Annotated in this window: 7 protein-coding genes; 3 read left to right on the top strand and 4 right to left on the bottom strand. The window is 45.8% G+C overall.

The genetic code is table 11. The features are described from left to right. Window positions 1–23: 23 nt before the first annotated feature. Window positions 24–18,644 carry a retention module-containing protein gene (locus R7F67_RS04375; protein ID WP_318056998.1) on the bottom strand — a complete coding sequence of 6,207 codons (18,621 nt, stop codon included), beginning with the start codon at window positions 18,642–18,644 and terminating at the stop codon, window positions 24–26. Window positions 18,645–19,505: 861 nt separating this feature from the next. On the opposite strand from R7F67_RS04375, the gene R7F67_RS04370 reads away from it, so the two are divergent. Further along, entirely contained in the window at window positions 19,506–19,736 is a 231-nt protein-coding gene (locus tag R7F67_RS04370) for a YgjV family protein (protein WP_031780770.1), read from the top strand. Between the two features lie 108 nt (window positions 19,737–19,844). Here the strand turns inward: R7F67_RS04370 and R7F67_RS04365 are convergent, their stop codons facing one another. Together R7F67_RS04365 and R7F67_RS04360 are read right to left on the bottom strand one after the other, a co-directional pair. Then, window positions 19,845–20,126, bottom strand: a complete 282-nt coding sequence (locus R7F67_RS04365; protein ID WP_005376622.1) for a DUF2218 domain-containing protein — start codon at window positions 20,124–20,126, stop codon at window positions 19,845–19,847. Between the two features lie 41 nt (window positions 20,127–20,167). Next, complete coding sequence (locus R7F67_RS04360; protein ID WP_054576049.1) at window positions 20,168–22,174, bottom strand: TonB-dependent siderophore receptor; 2,007 nt, start codon at window positions 22,172–22,174, stop codon at window positions 20,168–20,170. 116 nt (window positions 22,175–22,290) lie between these two features. On the opposite strand from R7F67_RS04360, the gene R7F67_RS04355 reads away from it, so the two are divergent. Both R7F67_RS04355 and cueR read left to right on the top strand, forming a co-directional pair. Next, window positions 22,291–23,259, top strand: a complete 969-nt coding sequence (locus R7F67_RS04355; protein WP_054576050.1) for a helix-turn-helix domain-containing protein — start codon at window positions 22,291–22,293, stop codon at window positions 23,257–23,259. Between the two features lie 87 nt (window positions 23,260–23,346). After that, window positions 23,347–23,733, top strand: coding sequence for a Cu(I)-responsive transcriptional regulator (gene cueR, locus R7F67_RS04350; protein WP_005376627.1), 387 nt, complete (start codon window positions 23,347–23,349; stop codon window positions 23,731–23,733). Between the two features lie 42 nt (window positions 23,734–23,775). Here the strand turns inward: cueR and vctC are convergent, their stop codons facing one another. After that, on the bottom strand, window positions 23,776–24,531 hold the full coding sequence (gene vctC / locus R7F67_RS04345) for an iron chelate ABC transporter ATP-binding protein VctC (RefSeq protein ID WP_017635379.1): 756 nt from the start codon (window positions 24,529–24,531) through the stop codon (window positions 23,776–23,778). Window positions 24,532–24,533 lie beyond the last annotated feature (2 nt).

The raw sequence follows: 24,533 nt of genomic DNA, 5'->3' as shown, positions 1-24,533 counted from the left end.
CCATTTTTGTGTTGTATACAGGTTTATCCGTTATCAATAACACCGTTGTTGAGCAATGACTCTACAATCTCGTTGGAGCTAAGACCGTTGAAGTCGATTGAAGTACCTAAGTTTTCCACGACAATAGTCTGTTGAACATTTGCATCCGTCGTAATGTTCAGAGAAACACTTTCCGTCGATGCATCGTAGTCTGCCGAAATGTGACCAAGCAGATCATCCATGTCGATCATTGAGTTATTGAGATCAGAGATAACTTCACGTAAATCGATACTGTCTTCGTTAACAGTGAAGTCAGTAATGGTATCCACTGCCCCTTCATCAACGGAATCTACCGTCCACTTGAAGATATCGCTGCCGTCTCCACCCGTTAAGATATCTGAGCCTAAGCCACCGATAAGCACGTCATCACCATCACCACCCAGAATAACGTCGTCACCGTCTCCACCAATCAAGTTGGTACCTGTGTCTCCGCTGACTAAATAGCTGTCGTCCACTGCGGTTGACTGGTCAATATCGTCGCTATCACTACTCACATCCAAACTAATTTGGACAGGTGAAGACTGCGCTTCATCGCCATTAGATTCCGTTGATATCGCCGTAAGCGAAATATCGTAAGAACCGACATCAATACCACTGTTAGTATCTGTTGCGACAATTTCTAGCGTATCAATTTCATCGCTTGGTACTGTCCAAGTGGTACCATCGAAGCTAATGCCTGATGGAGAAACGCCACTTGTTACCTCAGCACTAGCTGGTACGCCCGTTAGCTCCAAAGACAGCACCTCGTCAATATCAGTAAGCGCCGCCATGATTCCGACAATCGCTAAACCTTGACTGCTCGCGGTTTGGCTAGCCGCAATTTGACGAATGTAATTAAACTGAGGATTGATACTCAATGTAGGTGCATCAGCTACAGGTGTCACATTGATAGTGAAGTCTTGATTCGCTTCCAATGCGGTACCCGATGCATTTTCGAAGTACACGCCGTTGTCTTCGACTTTCACCGATAAAGTGATTGAAGCTGCGTTGACATCTCCTGCATCCACAAATACACCCTCAGAAGCGTCTGTTGCTCCAAGAACGGAGTTAATATTATCTGGTGTGCCCATTAGGGTGATTTCACCAGCCATCCCCGCCCCAACAGTCACACCACTACCTGCTGGCGGCTCGACACGAAGGTCGCCCTCGGTAACTGTAAGAGTCACGGTCATGCTTTCATTTGCTTGTGCGCCCGCAAAGTCGACGTCACTCACACTAATACCCGTTACTTTCTGGCCATCAGCTTCATTGATCGTATCCGTTACCGACGTTGCAGTGATTTCAGGTGCGTCATTGGTAGCTTCAACATTCAACACTGCTGTGCCCGCGATTGTAATTGGGTCTGGAGCGCCGTTAGTGGTTCCGTCATCTGTGATTTCATAAGTGAAATTAACGTCACCAAAGAAATCTGTTGCGGGTTCAAACGTCCACTCTGTCGCACTCACTTGAGTCAGCGTGCCGGAAGCTGGATCCACTAACACAACATTATCGACGGTCAAGTTGTCTGACTCAGGATCACTTGCGTTGCTCAGCAACTCAGTAGCCGTAATAGTTACCGAACCACCATCTTCTTCCGTACTACTCAACGTTACCTCTGATGTTACCGGTGCATCGTTCACCTCAGTGACTTCGAAGGTCGCCGTTCCTGACACCGTTTGAGGATCAGAAACACCGTTCGTTGTACCGTTGTCGGTAATGTCGTAGGTCAGATCGACCTTGCCGTTGTAGCCAGGCGCAGGAGTAAATGACCATGTACCTGTTACGTTGTCGAAATCCAATGTGCCGCTGCTTGGATCAACCAACTGGACATTGCTCACCATCAAGGTGTCGTTTTCAATATCAGACGCATTCGCCAACAAATCAGCTTGGGTAATATCAACCGCCGTACTGTCTTCTGCGATATCAGAAAGTGTCACTTCAGACGTCGTTGGAGCATCATTGACTTCCGTTACGTTGAACGATGCGCTGCCGTTAACCGATTTAGGATCGGATGCACCATTTGTCGTGCCATCATCTGTAATGGTGTACGTGATTTCAACTGGACCGTTGTAATCTGGTGCTGGGGTAAATTCCCACTCTCCCGTACCACTGTTGAAAGTAATGCTACCCGAATTCGGATCCGTTAACTGAACATTGCTGACCGTGAGGTTATCGTTCTCTACGTCTGTCGCATTCGCAATAAGATCCGCTTCAGAGATGGAGAACACACCACTATCTTCTTCAATATCCGGTAGCGTCACTGGCGTAGTTTCTGGGGTATCATTCACCGCTGTCACTTCAATATTGAAGCTGCTGCTGTTGGTATTTAGGGTGTCATCTACCCCACCAATTACGATACCTTCATTACCTTGGTCATCGACTGTCACATCCACCTGAACGTCACCAAAGAAGTTCAGGTCTGGATTAAACTCAATCAGACCGTCTGCAATGGCATTGTTTAGATCGGCCACTGTGCCTTTCAGTTCAACGGAGTCCGTACCATCACCGCTCACGGTTAGGTTGTAAGTAGTGATAAGCGTTGGGTTGAGCTCCAAGATACCGCTGTCTACAGTAACATTGAGCACGTATTCAGCGTTCGGGTCATCTAACACCGCATCAACGTCTGTAATGTTAAAGCCATCAAGCAGTAACGGAGTATCCTCTTGCGTTTCAACATCCACTGTATTCACGAACTCTGGGCGGTCGTTCACTGCTTCAACATCAACAGTGACATCAAACTCCTCTGCGGAGCCCAAGCTTTGACTGCCATCGAGCCCAGTATCAACGGCTTGCACTTTGAAATGCAGCGAACCATCCCATGAGTTATCGTTGCGATCCCCAGAATTAAACAACACTTGATCCAAGTCTTGAGCATTGATTTCTAAGACAAAAATGCCGCCGCCTTGGTCAGTAAACACTGTCCCATCAGGTAATGAAACACTCGCCCCATCAGGGACATTGGAGACCTCAACTCTCAGCGTCTCTGGATCATTTTCCTGGTAGTTTGCACCATCTCCGATGGACACTTTGTTATCAACCACTAACGCATTTACATTAATAACAATGTCTTCGCCCTCATTACCTGCAGCCGAAGTATCGGGATTCACATCAACATCATCACCAATAGGATTGACAATAAGCGTAAAGTTGTTGTTTCGTTCCGTTGGAACTTGTAGCAACTCCTCTTGAATGAAGACCGTAATACCTATCTCAGCCTCGCCACTAAAGTGTTTTGGCGGTTTAATTTGGATGTCACTCAGGTCAATGGACGTCTGAGTGAGATCTTTTAGTTGAATACTCCATTCGCCCCCACCGTTGTTCTTAACAACATAATCAGAGGAATTGGATTTAACGATAAAGTCATCAGGAAGCCCCGTTAACTTGAGTGAAACGAAACTCTCAGAACCGTCATTATCGTTCAGGCTGATCGAAACACCAGAGCCCGATTGATTCAGCGAAATTAAAGTATCTTCGTCACCAATCACCGTGATTGGCTGCGTCGGATCGGCACCTGTAATGGTAATATCATCAACGACTGGCGTAACTTCAAATGTGACATCGTCAGTGAAGGTTCTCACATCTATATTATCGCCAGAGTTATTCAAGATAGACTGATCAAACACAGCTTCATCAGTAATTTCTCCCTCGATATTAATCTTGACGGTATTTTGGCCACCACCTACGGGGTAATTTTCTTTTGGCTTAAACAGAACATTGTCAAGCGCACCAGCTAAAATCTCAGCTTCATTAAACTCAATACTGGTTCCTAAGCTGTTACCATTGGCATCAACAAACTCACCTAATGTTGTGTCATCAAGCTCTAACTTGATGTTCGTTAGTGTTTCTCGACCACCTTGAGTGTTGTTAAATTGATCGGCAAAATCAACACTCAAGTTAAGTTGGATTAAGCCATCTTCGTAACCAACACCATCCGCCGTGGGAACGTCGTTATTTAGATCAGTCACAGGTTGTTTGTTTGCATCCAAGCCGAAAGTACCGACGATATCTACTCTTACATTTGGTGTGACATCGCTATCCAACGGCTGATCCCCGGCTGAACTCGGAACGTCTGCAACCGGTAAAACCTGAACTGGAAACTGAACATTATTTTCTTTTTCATCACCGGACTCAGTGTCTTTAGTGACGAACCGAATTGGTAATTCGAAATCACCTGCGTAATCTTCTGCCAAGTGCATCGTCAAACCATCAAGGCCAGTAATATTTCCACTCGCATCGATATGGGCTTGGAACACGTATTTACCATTGACAAAGTCGATATCCGTCCCCGTGATCACCAAGCCAGGAGGAATACCAGGAGCTGAAGGATCGACGATAATAGTCAAGACATCCTCCACGCCATCTGCATTAATCGCATCAACTTTCGACGTTAACTGAGCACCAAGGTTAATAGAATTGTCTTCCAACGCTTGAATTTGGACATCATCAGCCACCTGAATCTCTGCCGCTACACTCATTTGCGGTGTGAGAACGGTAGGAAATTCAAGTGTCACATCCGTTTGGCGCATGACCGTCGCATCTTTTTCGTTGCCCAAATCTTCGCCCAAATCATTCACTTCTGCGTAAATGGTTAAGCCAATTTGAGAGAGACCACCGTTATCGCCATCGTCACTGTCATCGTTTGGTGTTAAATCAAGTCCAGACGGCGCTTTAATTGAGAAGTTATCTTCATTGGTTACTGTCCAACGACCCCCACCTTCATTTAGTGCACCGACGATAACCAATTGGTTGAGGATCTCAGGGTCCACATTGTGAAATTGAACAACAAGTTGAGTCACCACTTCATCTGAAGACGCATCAAACTCTTGATATTTAATGATATGAGCACCAGATTCGCCCCCCATAGAAGTGTTGATCGTAAAGTCAATGTTACCTTGATCGTCTGACTTCACGATATCGGTAGCACCACCACCACTTTCAGTGACAAGCAGACGGGTTTGGTCGTCTATTGCCCCCGTCTTATCCTCTGGCTCAACGATTGGATTAACTTGGACATTCACCGTACCATTGATGGTTTTCTCAGCGATACCTTCACCGGGATTCGAAGCGTCAACATATTCATGGTCAATCTCTTTCACAGTGACGGTTGTGGTCAAGTCAAAGTCAGTACTTGAATCCTGCTCCAACTGGACTTGAACATAGCCACTTTGAGAGATTTTAGCGGAAAAATCTTGCTCTGATTCACCGGCTTGCGGTGAAAGCGTTAGTGTTCCAGAAACAAGCGTTTGTGCCACACCATCTACATAGACCGTGCTGCCTGGAGGAAATCCAGAGATGGTTACATCACTAAAGAATTCATCGGTATCAGGGCTTTGTACGAGCGTCGGTTTCCAATCGATGTCAAAGCGCGTATCTTCATCTCCCTCCGATCGAACAACGTAGTTATCTTGGGCGTCAATAACGGGTTCGACTTTGATCCTTACCTCTCTTTCAATCACACGACTATGACCATCATTCTCGGTAACAATGATCGTCCCTGTAATCGCAATGTTTTCAGTTGAAGAGGCTTCCGGAATAATTTGAATACCGGAATTAAAATTCAGCCCAGTGATGTTTGCTTCGTAAATCGGTTGACCGTTACCATCATAGCCAACAAAGGTGAGGTCAACGCTTGAGCCGTCTGAATCTACGACACGAACACCGTCGGGGATGTTGGACAGGATAACAGTAATGGCTTCTGAATCATCCTGTGGTCTATCGGCAACTTCACCAGATACAACCGAGAAGTTAAGGTTTACAACACCATTCTCTTCGATAGTCGTCTCTATCCCGGCCACATCTCCGTCTACGAACCGGTTCCAAACGTTCCCCGCGTCAATTAATACCGTGTCTGGTATGTCAGCAACACCTTTTACACCAACGATGACAGTCTTACTGCCCAGTGACAACACATCTTCTGTCGTACCGGTAGACAATGATGCTGTGTCTTTCACAATGCCTTCGACATTGAAAGTAAAGTCATCATTGCTGTGCAACGGAGGAAGAACTTCGACGTTCGCTAATTCAGACTCTGGCACTTCGTAATAAAGTATATTGCCGCCTGAATCGGTCACTTCTACTATCTGACTTGGGTTTGCTGAGTCCAGCCACACCAAAGTAACCCCATCAATTGAGAAGTTAGAAATGCGCACAAATAACGCTTCAGAACCATCTAAGTCCGCTGATGGTTTCATGGTGATCACTTCACTTAATTGGAGTGGATCGTGATCAGTGACAGGGTCTACCGTATTTTGAGTTCGAGCGTTATCCTCAAACACATTAATTCGATTTACAGTAAAACTACCTTTATCCGCAACTGGGTTTACATCAATAATGATGGTTTCGGTTTCTGAGCGAGCGGTATCTTTCCCAAGCAGTGGATTGTTGTTTTCCGTCGTAATAGCGGTGACATCAATTCTGATTTCGCCCGAGAAGTGATCTATCGGATCAACTTGAACTTCATCAATTCGGCTTGCATCCACCAGATAAACACCACCGGATTTTGGTATCGCACTACCATCTGAATAGACTAACTCTGCGTTACCTTCTCCTTGTGTAAAGACAAGCTCGTACACAATGCCTTCAGGGTTACTAGTGTCTTGGGTTTCAGCCGTGATGTTAAGTGCGACATTGTTTCCATCTTCATCAACCGAGTAGTTAAATTCGCTGCTTGCCGTCCACGTTGCAATATCTGCAACGGCAGCAACTTCAATGTCTAAACGACCATTAATCGTATGATCTGGCGTACCATTGTTAAGAATTTCCACACGGATACGAGGATCGATACCAGAAGCATCGGTTGATGTATGACGATCTGGTACGAAGTACAAGTTATCTAACGAGACAAGCTCACCATTGAATGACTGCTCGACATTTGATGCGTCGAGAACAACCGTATTGCCCACAGATGTTAATTCAATGTAGTTGCCACTGCCGTCTCGGTAGTAGAACGAACCGTTGTGAGTATCAGCATCTCGAATAGTGATGTCACCTAAGCTCTCGTTACGGTCGATATCATGTAAATTGATAACCAAGTCGACTTTCGCAGGGTTAACATCCAGCGTCGACAAGTTGTCCTGTGTATTTGCAGAGTCAACACCCACAACGATACCATCACGCCCTTGGTCCTCGAACGCAGTAACGGTAGACGTGTCAATTTGCGCATTGCGGTCTCTTATCGAGATATCCACATCGGCATCTGCGATATCGCCATCACCATCGGTTGCAACAACGTTGATGGTGAAATCAATCGAGTCGGTTTCGGTATGGTCAAGATCGTCATTCGGACGGAATGACACACTGCCATCGGTTCGAACAACCAAACGACCGATTTCAGTATCCACTCCGTCAAGAACCTTGTGAACAAATACGACTTGGTCGCTGCCGTTCAAATCGACAGAATCAGAATCAACACCATTTTGCTTAAAGTAAATGCCTGAATCATCAGCCGAGAATGAAGTCACTTGTGCGTCGTCAGCACCAAGGTCATCATCCCCCTCTACAGGGTCTCGGAATAAACGAACCGTGCGGCTGCCTTGCCCCTCAACACGCGAAATAGATGCATCGTGCAAGGTTGGAACATCATCGGTAATCGTCACTGGTAAGTTAATACCTGCCGTATCACCATCGACATCGGTCGCAAAGACTGGGAGATCAAGTATGAGTGTATCTTCGCCTTGAGTTGAGTGATCTAGCGCACCCTCAAGCGTAAACTTGTAAGAGCCGTCAGCGTTCAAAACTAGTGTGAACACTGAGTTACCATCAGGTGTTTGACCTTGATAAGTAAAGTTGTTGTTGCTTACCGCGGTTTGAACTAACGTCACCGCAAAACCACCTGAAGTTACTCCTGGTATCGGGTTAGAAGTAAGATCCAGCTGATAAGAGACAACGGTATCTGCCCCTTCCACCGTATCGAAATTGCCCGTTGCTTCTAGGCTGTCTTTGTTGGTTGCCTGAGAGCCGTTGGCAAGGTCATCCTCATCAACAGCCAAAGCATCTGCTGATTTAATTTCGGGAATGTCATCAACTACGGTAATTGGAAGATTCAGTGATGATGACGTGTCACCATCAAAGTCTGTTACTGTAATTGGAATATCAATGACAAGGTTGTTTTCACCTTGAACAGCGTCATGGTCGATTGGTCCCAACAGCTCAAATTGGTAGCTGTCATTATTCGCATCAAGAGACAGCGTGAAGATCTTAGTTGATGTGCCAGTAATAACCGCTTCGTAACTGGTTACTCCACCATTCGTGCTTACTAGATTCAACTCGATGCTGCTGCCGTTCGACGTTAAACCAGACACGACTGCATCGAGGTCTGAAACTTGGTAGCTGACAATCTTGTCTGCACCAGCAACGACCTCAAATCCGCCGTTCAATACCGTAGAATCATTACTTGTCGTGTCAGAGCCACCGGCAAGATCATCTTCATCAACGGTTTGTTGGCTAGAGTCTGTCACGTTCACAATAGCTGGAACATCGTCCACCACGGTGATCGGCAAGGTGATGTTATTGGACACATCGCCATCAAAATCAGTCGCGTTGACTGGGAAGTTAATGACCAACGAGTTTTCATCGTTACCCGCAGGATGATCAAGTGCACCTAATAGTTCAAACTCATAACTGTCAGCTGAGCCATTTAGCGTCAGTTTAAAGACGGTATCCGTCGTACCTTGTACGTAAGCTCGGTACTCAATCACACCATTTGAATTTGAAAATTCAACCAATTCAAGCGGCTGACCACCTGAGGTAAGTCCAGAAACAGGCGACGTTAAGCTATCCAACTGGAAGCTAACGATAGAGTCGGCACCATCAGTAACGTCAAAGTTGCCACCAATGATATTGGATTCTGGCGTGTCGTCCGAACCTTGGCTCGGAATATCATCCTCATCCACAGACAAGGTACTACCAGAGCTAATAGCATCAATGGTTGGCTTGTCATCTACGATCGTCACTGGCAAGGTCGCAGTGATGATATCGTTGTCGCCATCCGTGATCTTCACAGGTAGATTCAACAAAATCTCATCAGAGTTAACCGCGTGATCTAACTGACCAGATAACTCAAAGTCGTATTTACCATCTTGATGAAGTGTCAACGTGAAGACAGTCACTCCACCCGGAGTTTGTCCCACGTAAACAAGCGCGTCAGCAGTTGAAGCACCAACGTCTTGAGAAAGTGTTACCTCTTCTCCACCCGATTTCAGATTCGGGATAGGATTTGAGCTTAGATCCAATTCGAAAGCATCAATACCATCTGCGCTAGTAACTTCGAACTCACCTGATACCGTTAATGGCTCTTTCGTTCCATCAGAACCAAGAGGTAAGTCATCTTCGTCGACACGTAGACTTTCAATATTGGTAACAACTGGAACATCATCCACAACGGTAATTGGCAATGTGAAGGCTGGTGAAGTATCACCATCATTATCTGTCGCCGTCACAGGGAGGTTAATAACAATCTCGTTTTGCTGATTACCATCGGGATGATCAAGCGGCTTCTGTAAATCGAACTCATAGGAGTTGTTCGTTGCATCCAGCGTCAGTTCGAAAACCACTTCAGCAGGATTGCCAGCAACACCTTGGTATACGTTCACGCCGTTTGCGCTAGAAGACAGAACTAAGGTGATAGCTTCACCATCTGAAGTCAGTGACGCAACAGGCGTGGTCAGGTCACTCAGCTGAATAGAAGCAACTTGGTCAGCACCTTCGGTGATATCAAAAGTACCTGAAATAACAGTATCTTCTGCACTTGCAGCATCCGTACCTGCTGGTAGGTCATCTTCATCAACGGTTTGTTCGCTGCCTGCTAGCAAACCATCAATGGTCGGAACATCATCCACAACCGTAATTGGTAAGGTGATGTTGTTCGACACGTCTCCATCAAAGTCAGTCGCGTTTATCGGTAAATTGATGATCAGTTCATTTTGTCCATCAGCATTTGGATGATCGAGAAGAGCGAGCAAATCGAACGTGTAGCTGTCATCAGAGGCATCGAGGGTTACACGGAATACTGGTGTCGTCGTGCCATCAATACGAGCTTCGTAAACTGAAACACCACCTGCGTTTGATACTTCAACCATAACCAGTGATTGACCACCAGAGGTCAGGCCTTGTACTGGCGTCGTTAGGTCAGAAACGCTGTACTCGACAATGCCATCAGAACCATCAGTCGCGATGAAGTTACCGGCAATGCTGTTCGACTGTGTACCATCAGATCCGACTGTTGGGATATCATCCTCATCAACCGTTTGCACACTTGTTGCTTCGATTCCACCAAGTGTCGGCTTGTCATCAACGATCTTGACAGGAATTGTCTCAGCAGAGGTATCGCCATCAAAGTCTGTTGCGATGATTGGGAAGTTCAGTGTCAACTCATCACTATCTACTGCGTGGTCGATTGGACCTTCAAGCGTGAAGTTGTAACTACCATCAGTATTCACTATCAGAGTAAAGACCGCTTCAGTACCCGCTGTCGCCTCGTAAGTAAAGCTGCCATCACCATTTGCGGTTTCCGTCAGTGTGACTGCCACGCCTTGTGATGTAAGGCCAGCCACTGGTGTTGCAGACGCGTCAAGCTGATAGCTCACTACTCGGTCCGAGCCTTGTGTGGTAGTGAAGTTGCCATCGATTGAAATCGGGCCAGTCTGATCTGAACCAATCGTGCCTAGGTCATCTTCATCAACGGTAATCGCATCGACATCGGTAATGGTCGGCTTATCATCCACAATGGTGACTGGGATCATTTCTGTGGTGGTATCACCATCAAAATCCGTCGCGATGATTGGGAAGTTCAGCGTCAGCTCATCACTACCCGTCGCATGGTCGATTGGACCTTGCAGCGTGAAGTTGTATGAACCATCCGTATTAATGGTCAGCGTAAATACGGCTTCAGTTCCTGCTGTCGCTTCATAAGTGTAGCTACCATCACCGTTTGCAGTTTCAGTCAGCGTCACTGCCACACCTTGCGATGTTAGGCCATCAACTGGCGTTGCAGAAGCATCCAATTGGTAACTCACTACCCCATCAGAGCCTTGCGTTGTAGTGAAGTTGCCATCAATGGAAATTGGGTCAGAGCCGTCAGAGCCAATCGTCGTTAAGTCATCTTCATCAACCGTGATGGCATCTACGTCAGTGATGGTTGGCTTATCATCAACGATAGTGACAGGTAACGTCTCCGATGAGGTGTCGCCATCAAAGTCTGTTGCGATAATCGGGAAGTCGATTTGCAGGCTGTCGCTGTTCACCGCATGGTCTAGTGGACCTTGCAGTGTAAAGTTGTAGCTGCCATCTGGCTTCACAATCAATTCAAATACGGCATTGCCATCTGCCGTGGCTGTGTAAGTAAAACTACCGTCGCCGTTAGCAGTTTCAGCAAGCACGACAGGCTCACCATGAGAGGTCAACCCAGATACTGGATCTGCTGTTGCATCAAGCTGGTATTTAACAACGCTGTCTGAGCCTTCAGTTGTGGTGAAAGAACCCGACATAAACGCATCATCGTTTTGGTCTGAGCCAATTGAGGCGAGATCATCTTCGTCCACCGTGAGTGGAACAACGTTGTCGATAGTTGGAACGTCATCAGTAATCGTGACGGGAATGGTCGCGGTCGTCGTATCGCCGTCAAAGTCTGTTGCAATGATTGGGAAGTTCAGTACTAATTCATCGCTGTTTAACGCGTGATCGACCGGCCCTTCCAGACGGAAATTGTATGTGCCATCAGCATTCACGTTCATGGTGAAAACCGGATTGCCATCCGCGGTAGCCACGTAAGTAAAGCTGCCATCAGCATTCGCAGTCTCTACCAGAGTAACTGGCTCACCTTGGGAGGTTAGCCCCGAAACAGGATCAGAAGTTGAATCAAGTTGGTAGCTCACCACACGGTCTGAACCTTGGGTAGTGGTGAACGCGCCTTCAACAAACACAGCGTCAGTTTGGTCTGAGCCAATACCTGATAAATCATCTTCGTCTACAGCCAGAGGCAAAACATTATCGATGATTGGTGCATCATCCGTAATCGTGACTGGAATGGTTGCCGAAGTCGTATCACCATCAAAATCGGTGGCAATAATTGGGAAATCAATCGTCAGGCTGTCACTGTTAGCTGCATGGTCAATCGGGCCTTGCAGCGTAAAATCGTAAGTGCCATCTGTTGCTACGTTTAACGTGAATACCGGATTGCCGTCTGCGGTCGCCACATAAGTAAAGCTGCCATCACCGTTGGCGGTTTCCACCAAGGTAATCGCCTCACCTTGAGACGTTAGCCCCGCAACAGGATCAGCCGTTGAATCCAGTTGATAGCTCACCACTCGGTCAGAGCCTTGAATAGTGGTAAACGCGCCTTCAACGAACACAGCGTCAGTTTGGTCTGAGCCCACGCCGCTAAGGTCATCTTCATCGACACTCAACGCATCCACCGCTGTGATGGTCGGTACATCATCAACAATCGTGACTGGAATGGTTTCAGTAACGGTGTCGCCATCGAAGTCGGTTGCGATAATTGGGAAGTTGAGTGTCAGCTCATCACTATCCACCGCGTGATCAATTGGCCCTTCTAGCGTGAAGTTGTAAGAGCCATCAGTATCTACTGTCAGAGTAAATACTGGGTTGCCACCCGCAGTCGCTTCATAAGTGAAACTACCATCACCATTTGCGGTTTCTATCAGTGTGACAGCCACGCCTTGCGATGTTAAACCGTCCACTGGTGTTGCTGAAGCATCGAGTTGGTAGCTCACCACTCGGTCAGAGCCTTGTGTGGTAGTAAAGTTGCCATCAATAGAAATTGGATTGCTTTGGTCTGAGCCAATTGACGCTAGATCATCTTCATCAACCGTAATGGTGTCGACGTCGGTAATCACAGGCTTATCGTCCACGATTGTCACTGGGATAATGGCATTTGTGGTGTCGCCATCAAAGTCTGTTGCGATGATTGGGAAGTTGAGTGTCAGCTCATCGCTATCTACCGCGTGGTCGATTGGACCTTCAAGCGTGAAGTTATAGCTACCATCAGTATTCACCGTCAGCGTAAAGACCGCTTCACTACCCGCTGTCGCCTCGTAAGTAAAGCTGCCATCAGCGTTTGCGGTTTCAGTCAGCGTAACTGCCACGCCTTGTGATGTAAGGCCGTCAACTGGTGTTGCAGAAGCATCAAGCTGATAACTTACCACTCGGTCAGAGCCTTGTGTGGTGGTGAAGCTACCATCAATAGAAATCGGGTCAGTCTGGTCCGAACCAATCGTGCCTAAATCATCTTCATCAACAGTAATCGCATCAACATCGGTAATAGTTGGCTTATCATCCACGATGGTGACTGGGATCGTTTCTGTGGTGGTATCACCATCAAAATCCGTTGCGATGATTGGGAAGTTCAGTGTCAGCTCATCACTGTCTGTCGCATGGTCGATTGGACCTTGCAGCGTGAAGTTGTATGAACCATCCGTATTAACGGTCAGCGTAAATACTGCTTCAGTTCCTGCTGTCGCTTCATAAGTGAAGCTACCGTCGCCGTTTGCGGTTTCAGCCAGCGTGACGGCCACACCTTGTGATGTTAGACCATCAACTGGCGTTGCAGCAGTATCTAATTGGTAGCTTACTACCCCATCAGAACCTTGCGTTGTAGTGAAGTTGCCATCGATTGAAATTGGATCTGAGCTGTCAGAGCCAATCGTCGCTAAGTCATCTTCATCCACATGGATTGCGTCTACGTCAGTGATGGTTGGTTTATCATCAACGATGGTGACAGGTAGTGTTTCTGTCGACGTATCGCCATCAAAGTCTGTTGCGATAATCGGGAAGTCGATTTGCAGGCTGTCGCTATTCACCGCATGGTCTAGTGGACCCTGCAGAGTAAAGGTGTAGCTGCCATCTGGCTTCACCACCAATTCAAATACGTCATTGCCATTTGCTGTGGCAGTGTAAGTAAAACTGCCGTCGCCGTTAGCAGTTTCAGTAAGCACAACAGGCTCCCCATGAGAGGTCAACCCTGCTACTGGATCTGCGGTTGCATCAAGCTGGTATTTAACAACGCTGTCTGAGCCTTCAGTTGTGCTGAAAGAGCCCGACATAAACGCATCATCGTTTTGGTCTGAGCCAATTGTTGCGAGATCATCTTCGTCTACTGTCAGTGGAACAACGTTATTAATGGTTGGAACGTCATCAGTAATCGTGACTGGAATGGTCGCGGTCGTCGTATCGCCATCAAAGTCTGTTGCAATGATTGGGAAGTTCAGTACTAGCTCATCGCTGTTTAACGCATGATCGATTGGACCTTCTAGACGGAAGCTGTATGTACCGTCTGCATTCACGTTCATGGTGAAAACCGGATTGCCATCCGCGGTAGCCACGTAAGTAAAGCTGCCATCGGCATTCGCCGTCTCTACCAAAGTAACAGGCTCACCTTGAGAAGTTAAACCTGCGACAGGATCAGAAGTTGAATCAAGTTGGTAGCTCACCACACGGTCTGAACCTTGGGTGGTCGTAAACGCGCCTTCAACAAACACAGCGTCGCTTTGGTCTGAACCAATGCCTGATAAATCATCTTCGTCTACAGCCAGAGGCACAACATTATCGATGATTGGTGCATCATCCGTAATGGTGACTGGAATGGTCGCCGAAGTCGTATCACCATCAAAATCGGTGGCAATAATTGGGAAATCAATCGTCAGGCTGTCGCTGTTAGCTGCATGGTCAATCGGGCCTTGCAGCGTAAAGTCGTAAGTACCATCTGCTGCTACATTCAACGTGAAGACAGGATTGCCATCTGCGGTCGCAACATAAGTAAAGCTGCCGTCGCCATTCGCGGTTTCCACCAAGGTAATCGCCTCACCTTGAGACGTTAGCCCCGCAACAGGATCAGCCGTTGAATCCAGTTGATAGCTCACCACTCGGTCAGAGCCTTGAATAGTGGTAAACGCGCCTTCAACGAACACAGCGTCAGTTTGGTCTGAGCCCACGCCGCTAAGGTCATCTTCATCGACACTCAACGCATCCACCGCTGTGATGGTCGGTACATCATCAACAATCGTGACTGGAATGGTTTCAGTAACGGTGTCGCCATCGAAGTCGGTTGCGATAATTGGGAAGTTGAGTGTCAGCTCATCACTATCCACCGCGTGATCAATTGGCCCTTCTAGCGTGAAGTTGTAAGAGCCATCAGTATCTACTGTCAGAGTAAATACTGGGTTGCCACCCGCAGTCGCTTCATAAGTGAAACTACCATCACCATTTGCGGTTTCTATCAGTGTGACAGCCACGCCTTGCGATGTTAAACCGTCCACTGGTGTTGCTGAAGCATCGAGTTGGTAGCTCACCACTCGGTCAGAGCCTTGTGTGGTAGTAAAGTTGCCATCAATAGAAATTGGATTGCTTTGGTCTGAGCCAATTGACGCTAGATCATCTTCATCAACCGTAATGGTGTCGACGTCGGTAATCACAGGCTTATCGTCCACGATTGTCACTGGGATAATGGCATTTGTGGTGTCGCCATCAAAGTCTGTTGCGATGATTGGGAAGTTGAGTGTCAGCTCATCGCTATCTACCGCGTGGTCGATTGGACCTTCAAGCGTGAAGTTATAGCTACCATCAGTATTCACCGTCAGCGTAAAGACCGCTTCACTACCCGCTGTCGCCTCGTAAGTAAAGCTGCCATCACCGTTTGCGGTTTCAGTCAGCGTAACTGCCACGCCTTGTGATGTAAGGCCGTCAACTGGTGTTGCAGAAGCATCGAGCTGATAGCTCACTACTCGGTCCGAGCCTTGTGTGGTGGTGAAGTTGCCATCGATTGAAATCGGGTCAGTCTGATCTGACCCAATCGTGCCTAAGTCATCTTCATCAACGGTAATCGCATCGACGTCGGTAATGGTCGGCTTATCATCCACGATGGTAACAGGCAATACGATTTGGCTTGTGTCACCATCGAAATCAGTAGCAATAACATTAAAATCGAGGGTTAAGCTGTCGCTATTTGCCGCATGGTCGATTGGACCTTGCAGCTCAAAACTGTACGAGCCGTCGGTATTCAAAATTAATGTGAAAACTGCGCTGCCATTTGCCGTTGCGCTGTAGGTGTAACTGCCGTCTGCATTTTGCGTTTCGGCAATGGAGACGGTCTGACCTTGAGATTGCAGGCCTTTTAAAGGATCAGCGTTTACATCCAACTGATACTGTACGACGCCATCAGAACCCTGAGTCGTCGTGAACTGACCTTCAACCAGCGTTGGCTGTGATTGGTCAGAGCCTACCGAACTCAAGTCATCCTCATCGACGGTAAGAGCAACAACGTTGTTAATGGTTGGCACATCATCAGCAATGGTAACCGGTAGAACAAGTGAACTGGTGTCACCGTCAAAGTCCGTTGCGACAATATTGAAGTCTAGAGTTAAGCTATCACTACCCGCAGCATGATCGATTGGACCTTCAAGGGTAAATGAATAAGAACCGTCAGGGTTCACTTGTAAGGTGAAGATAGCATCCCCTTCAGCTGTTGCAGAATAGGTAAAGCTGCCATCTGAATTGGTTGTTTCCGTCAGAGAGATAGATCGACCCTGTGATTCCAACCCATTGAGTGGATCAGTGCCGCTCTCTAATTGATAACTTACGACACGGTCTGAGCCCTGAGTCGTCGTGAAGTTGCCTTGCGCGAGCACAGAGTCGCTTTGATCGGAGCCTATGCTTGATAAATCGTCTTCATCGACGGCTAGAGCCTCAACGCCACCAATCGTAGGAACGTCATCTTGAACTTGAATGACAATTTGCGCTGCTTCTGGTGTGTTCGAGCCGTCGGTAATCGAGGAGCGGTCACCATCCGCATCTACCGCGTAAACTGGCAGTGAGAAAGTAAGCGAGTCATCGTTAGCACCCGTATGGTCGAGTTGTTCATACAAGTTGAATTGGTATTCGCCCAATGCAGGCGCATCAATCGCCACATCAAATATGGTGATACGCACGCCATCCAGCTCGATGAAGCCTTCGTAAGTACGTACGCCGTTACTCTCGGACGCTAGTTCTAGTTGAACAACCTGCCCTTGAGATTGGAGTTCTCCACCAACATTAAACTCTGTAGGTTCCAACTCATAGTGATCAATGATGTCACTACCGACCGCTGTCGTGATCGCCCCAGTACCACTTGTTACTACCGCGCCTTCCTGTGAACCTTGGTCAACCCCCGCCTCGTCTAAAGACAAGCCCGTCACGTTTTCAATCACTGGATTATCGCCATCAAGGATGGTCATCGTAAAGGTGTTGCTTGCCGTATCTTGGTCAAAGTCGACGATTGTGGTTGGCAAAGAGAGCTCAATTGTATCTTCACCGTTTGTTTGTTCTAACGGCTTAAATTGCTCAAATTGGTAGGTACCATCAGTATTCAGACTGATGGTTAAGACGGTTTCATTCGAGCCAGCAATGGACAAGGTGATAGTACTGCCGTCTTCAGAGAGTACCGCTTCTGTCGCCTGATTATCACTCAATAGGCCATCAAACTGACTAAGTCCTTCTTGATTAAACGTGACCGTTGCCAATTGATCACTACCAATATCAACAAAGGTGCCAGTGATTGGTGTAGAAGAAGATTCAACGTTTTCAAAAGTAACGTTTTGCGGCGCAGGATCATCGCCATCAATAACGGTTGTCGTAAAGTCAATAGGCGCTTGAATGCTGTTACCACCAATATCTGCGCCTGTAATATCAAAAGTAATATTGATTTGATCACCGACGATCGATACTTGGCCATCAGCAACAGACGCAACATGGTCAATACCCTGGCTAATCGTGGTAACGACCTCTAACTCTAAATCACGGCCTAAAGATGTCGCTTCGATCTCGATACGAAGCACTTCGTTACCACCTTGAGTGCCGATAATGGCATTTTGCGCTTCGTCGTAAACGAACGCCACTGGCTGACCACCAGAGGTAATGTCACTATTTAACTCGGTTAACAAAGACTCTAATGAGGACGTTTCAGGTACAAATGAAGCAGTATCAAGTGCGAGATCCCCTGCTTCAACCAGCACACTAGAAGAAATGGTTTGCGGGTAGCTAGATAGAGAAATTGAGCCTTCTATTACGCTAGATTGCAGTGACTGCCCACCATCAGCAAAAATCGTGACATTCAAACCGTCATCTTCGTCGCGATCATCTTCTCCGCTGCGAGTCGCAGACGTTTCAAAAAAAGTAGACGCGAGTACTTCCGGGTTATTATATTCAACCGTCACGTAGCCAGCATTAGCCGAGCCTTCAGCACCTGCGCCAGCAGCTGTTGCTTCTAAGATAGCGGTAGGGTCAGCTCCGTCTAAAATAGCTTGCTGGATAGCGGCAATATCGTTGGCGTCGAAGTCAGCACTTCCAATAGCCGTTGGGTCAAAAGTCACCAAGCCATTTACTGGAGATTGTACCAATACTGGTTCTAACGGTTCAGAAGAAGGCACAGGAAGACAAGCAACACAATTTGCATCGACCAGATAAAGCTCATTATTTATCTGTACGTCGAGAGAAGCATTATTTTCTGTGATAATAATCTCGCCAGGTCTTAACTCATCCCCCGCTTTTATGACCTTAACGTTTCCATCCAGGCCCAAAACCAAAACTTCACCTTTGACAGCATTTACAATCGCGCTCTGCGGTACCGTGTGCGTACTCATCTGACCTCCGCTAATGGCTTACGTTTCCCATTAACCTTTTTAGATAATTTCTTATTAATTTAGTGCGGCATACTGCACACCTTTATACGATTAAACTAAGTATTGAATCATTAAACAATCGATAAATACCCTACTACCAAGCAACATAAGTAAAACTTACTCGTAGTCACAGAAATGTGACACATGTGCTGACGCGTAGATATCGAATAATTATATGAAATTGATACCTTATTCTGATTAAGTGTAGTTGTTTTAAGAAAAGAAGAGAGATGAAATCATTCAGCTAAACGCCAGACTGCCGGTTGCGATCAATAATGGAAGAAAAGCAATGAGAATGTTGTATACACCGGAGCGTGATGACAGCTTAATCAATATCGGTGACGAAAAAAACGTAACGATTAAATATTGAACAACATAAATTGCAGGACAAAATGCAACGATAAAAATGTGGCTTACGATATGAATCCCCGCACACCACGAGTTCGGTTTTGTTCTGATATACAGCAAAAAAAACACGACCAAGCTAATAATAAAATACATAAACACAGCACTTGAAAATAATTATCATTTTCAATCATATGTAAATATTCCCTTACTTTCAATGGTGTTTGAGCTATTAATGTCATCGTTATTATCAATCAACACAATAAGTAAAATTATCAGTAATTCCAGTCCTAAACGTTTGCGTAATCGCTAACCTTCTCTTAACCTTGATTTGAGGCTTTTATCACGGTTTTTCCATTGATATAGTGCGTCCATACAACAAAAAAAGACCATTCGAGGCATGGAGCTTCCTCATTAATCTCAAGATGAGAAGAATTGGTACCGACAAAATTCGGCAGATTTTAAGAGGGTCAAAAAATGGACATGAATATGGTTGAGATTTTAGGTTATGCAGCTTCAATCATGGTCGCTATTTCGCTAACTATGAAAGATATTGTTAAGCTTCGTATCCTTAACTTTATTGGTTGTGCGCTATTTACCGCTTACGGACTAATGATTGATTCTTGGCCTGTAGTATTAACTAACGGTTTTATTGCTTGCGTTAACATCTACTTCCTAGCAAAAATGCAGCAGGAAAAAAAAGCCTAGAGCCTGAGAAAGCGCAATAGCATTCAAACAATAAAAGCCCGCAAATCATAAGATTGCGGGCTTTTGCTTTTAATATTCCCTTTCTATCACAGCATCCCTAAACGAGCGCTAACGAACCCAGCTAAGTGCTAATGTTTCTCGACGAGAAAACATGTCCACATGCGATGAAATGATCGCCTTAACCGTATTCAGTTTCTCTTCTGAATCCGCCTCACAGGTTATAGTTAGGCTAGATGCACAAAGGTTAAACTCCGCTTTTCCCGTCGGAAATGTCACCAAACCGCTATTTTCATTCCAAGTAGCAGGAACCTTTCGTCCAAAATGCCGACAAAGCGTCACTAAGTATTTGTCAGCGTGTTCACTATCTATTCGGGTGCTTTCTTTAATCATGCACTTACTCGTTACTTTGAAACGTCCTATGAAGAACCTTGTTAGAATTGATAAGCTGCAGAGAGCTTGAAGTTGCGACCCGGCTCGTAGTCATCAAGCGTGAAGCCACGTGCAGTACCCGAACGAGACGCATGAGAGCTGTACAACTCGTCAAATACATTATCAATACCAAAGGTCACCGACAGTCCATCAATATCAGACGGCACCCATTGAGCGTATAGATTATGCACATCATAACTTGCTTTCTTTGGCTGACCATCAAAGACGTTGTCTTCCTCTAGAACAAACATTGAGTTCCACCCGAAGATCGTTTCTAAAGCGTCTGACTGGTAATCCAAAGTTAGAGCAATGCTATCACCCATATCAATGCTACGCCCATTGCCCCCAGCAACAGGACCACCAGTATTCTTGTTTTTGGTGTCCGACTTAGAGTAAGAAAGTTTGCTGTTAAACTTGTCGTAACCATAAGAAGCACTTGCCTCAAAGCCTTTAATCTCAACATCACCTAAGTTGTAAATCAGGTAAGTTTGAGTCGCGTTTTGGTACTGGTCTGCAATGTAATCATCAATTTCCGTTTGGAATACCGTAATATTCGCCCCAAAGAAATGCTTATCAAAGGTTTTATCAAAACGAACACCACCCTGCGTGTTCAATCCCGTTTCTGGCTTTAGCCCATCCTCTAAAAATGCAACGTCTTGGTAAGCAATAAAGGTTTCCATTAGCTCTGGACCTTTAAATAGAGAGCGTGCACTCGCAAACAACGTCCAATCTTGCGTCACCGCCCACTCTGCAGCTAGAGCCCAAGTCACATCATCATAATTACTGGTTCCTGTCTCAGCTTTGCGTTTGTAATCATCAAAGCGCATACCTGCAGTAATAAAGAAGGCATCAGAGAAGAAGAACTGATCTTCTACAAACAGTGCGGTTGAAATCGCCGATTCGTCCATAAACTTACGACTACCGTAGTAACTCGAAGACGTTTTATCCATGTAGTCGAAGCCATAAGTGACTCGATTATCAAATTCACCCAACATAACATCTGACTGGAATTTGCCATTCAAACCAAAGTTTTGGTTTTTGGCGGTGTTCTTTGATAAACGGTTCGAGGGCCAACGAGGGGCCATCACCGTTTCGTCACGTTTAATTTCTGTCTCGGTATTATAAAGAGTGACGTTTCCTTGGTGTTGTTCGCCTCGCAACTCGTAACTCAAGGTAACGGTATCGCGGTCATAATCCGTAGGGATAAGTAACTTGCTCGACAGGCTATTATTTGCACTACCCGACATATCAGGACGCGGACTGTAATCTCCACTGTCTCGGTACATGTCATAAGAGAGCTCAAAACGATGGATGTCATTTAGTTCATACCCCAGCTTAGCCAGAATGTTGTAAACATCACCTGCAGCACCATAGGTTTTATTGCCATCACCATCTTCAAAATCAGCACGCGTAACGTAATGGCCATAGACCATCGCATCAATGTTTTCGGACAAAAGTCCGTACAGTGTCAACGAACCTTGTTGGTTGTCGTTGGATGCATAGCCGCCATAAACACGCGCACCAAACTTTTCATCGTAACGAAGTAAGTCACGAGCGTCTTTCGTTTCAAAGTAGACCGAACCGCCTAACCCGTTTTGAGTCACAGAGTTATTACCTACCTGAATGTCCGCAGATTTGAGAATGTCAGGGTTCAACGTCAAGTTACCAATATGATGGAACATGCTCGCATGCTGAGAAGCACCGTCAAGACGAATGTCCAAATCGGTTTCGCTCAAACCACGAATCGTAATACGTTGATTCACAGAGTGTGTGCCACCAACATCCACACCGGGAATATCGCGCAGTAAATCAGACATATGATCCGCTTGCTTCAGTGACATGTCGTCCGCAAACATCGACTCAGTGTTGCTGGAAACTTTCGTTCCCCATACAACGACCTCTTCAAAATGTGACTCAGTATCTTGAGCTAAAACAGGGGTTGATAGCGCCATTCCCACTGCAAGGCAAAGGCTTGAAAGCTTGATAGGTGAACAAGCAGGGCTTTCCATAACTTAACTCCTAAATATTAATGATAATAATTCTCATGTATAATAAGCATGAGTTTTATAAATACAAAGGCGATTCGGTTATGCGAAATCGCACAAGTGTTATGAGGAAGTGTCAAATGCAGGAAGTCACAACAAAACGAACTAAAATTGCCAAGATAGCTTTAACCCAAAGACTAGAGGCGACAGAGAAACAATGGATTGTCACGCAAGGCCAACCTTGTCAAACTCAACTGGCCGAAGGTAAGTTCCTATCATATCAGTACAATGATCAAATTTTTGTTCATGGCGGGCGTTGTCTAGAACTTATTGATTCGAATATTGTTTCTACTGCACACGCCTCACTGCTGGTCACTATTCTTTTAGAAGGTAGACTCTCGTTTGGCTACGACGATTTGCAATTTGATTTAGACGCGAGCGACGGCCCTAAGGGTGTAGTGGTGAACTTACTCAAACCTGCAAATTTTCGTCGTTCACTGCTCAAAGATAACCTCATTAATAAGATCAACATATTGGTTAAGCCCCAATGGCTAGAGGCCCGCCTTGTGCAAAATTGTAGTCATCGAGCCTTTTTTAACTCTCATCAGGCGTTTCAACAGTTGGAGCCTAACCAGACGCTATGCGAGCTGGCCGAAACGTTAACAAATAGAGAAACACCGCAAGAGTTCCAAGAAAAGCTAGAGGTCGAAAGCTTGATCTATCAAATATTACATCAAGCCACCAAGCAAATTCCTAAGAATTTCAGTGCTAAAAACAGCAGTATTGAACGACACATTGATGGTCGAATTGAGGATATTGTCAGCTATATTGAAACTCACCTTGATCAAGAACTACGCTTGGAAAAGTTGGCGAGCCAATTCTCAATGAGTGTTTCAAACCTGCAGCGTCGATTTAAACAATCACTTAATATGACCATAAACGGCTACATTCGTTTTCGACGTCTTGAGATTGCTAGGCAACATTTGGAACGTGGCCTAGTGACGATAACAGAAGCCGCCTATGAAGCCGGATACCACCACCCTTCTAACTTCACTTATGCCTTTAAAAAGGCATTTGGTGTGCCACCACATGAAGTGATTAAAGAGTAAGGGGACTCTAGGTAACTGACTGTTATTTAGGAGTGTCTTATCCACAACATCGGTATATACTCGCCTTAAACGTTATGGAGGTTAAACATGAATATTGGTGCCGTCGCGAAGCTCACTGGGCTTTCATCTAAGTCGATTCGATTATATGAAGACAAAGGGATCATATCTCCACCAGCGCGTAGCGACTCTGGCTATCGCGAATATTCAGATAATCATATTCAAGAGCTTAACTTGGTATCACGCGCAAAAAGCGCAGGCTTTTCGTTGCAAGAATGCAAAGAGTTCGTACAACTTGCTCATAACCCCAATCGCAAAAGTAGCGAAGTAAAAGCAAGAACCATGGACAAACTGAGAGAGGTTGAAGAAAAAATTGCACACCTCATGGAGATCAAAACGCAACTTGAAGGTTGGGTTTCTTCTTGTCCTGGAGATGCAGAGAGCCGATGCCCAATCATAGACGAGCTCACCAAGTAAGCCCGCCTATCTATTGATCTCGTTAAAAACGAACTAGCTCGCTTAATGATAAGTACACATGCGCTTACCGTTTAACTCTATGATGTTAAATGGCGTTTCATAGATGTCCTCTAGCGTAGATGCTTGAATCACCTCTTCAACCGCACCACTCGCCACAACCTTGCCTTTCTTAAGCGCCAATATGACATCTGAGTAACACGCCGCGAAATTAATATCATGAATCACGACCACCATAGCTTTATTCATGTCATGGGCTAACTGCTGCACAACTTTCATGATCTGAAGAGAGTGTTTGATATCTAAGTTATTAAGAGGTTCATCAAGAAAGACATAATCTGTATCTTGTGCAATCACCATAGCAATAAATGCAAGCTGTCGCTGACCACCACTTAATTCATCCAAGTATTTGTCTTGAATATCTTGCAAATCTAAGTAGTCGATCGCTTGTTCTATGACCTCATGATCTTCTTTAGTCAGATTTCCTTTAGAGTATGGGAAACGACCAAAAGAGACTAACTCTTTTACGGTAAACCGCATTGTAATCGAGTTAGCTTGGCGAAGTACTGCCAGTTTTTTCGCTAGCTCTTTTGTGTCCCATTCCGCGATTTCCTTGCAATCAATGATAACACTACCGCCATCTCGCTCCGTTAAGCGCGAGGCCATAGATAACAGCGTGCTCTTTCCCGCGCCATTTGGACCGATAATCGATGTTACCTTGCCCTTTTCAAACTGAGTATTGGCCTCGTCTACGACTTTGTTTGAACCGAAAGCCTTCGTTAATTTATCTATTACTATCATAT

The sequence above is a fragment of the Vibrio sp. YT-17 genome, assembly GCF_033337375.1.
In the GTDB taxonomy this organism is placed as follows: Bacteria; Pseudomonadota; Gammaproteobacteria; order Enterobacterales; family Vibrionaceae; genus Vibrio; species Vibrio alginolyticus.
This window is presented reverse-complemented; position numbering and strand designations above follow the sequence as displayed.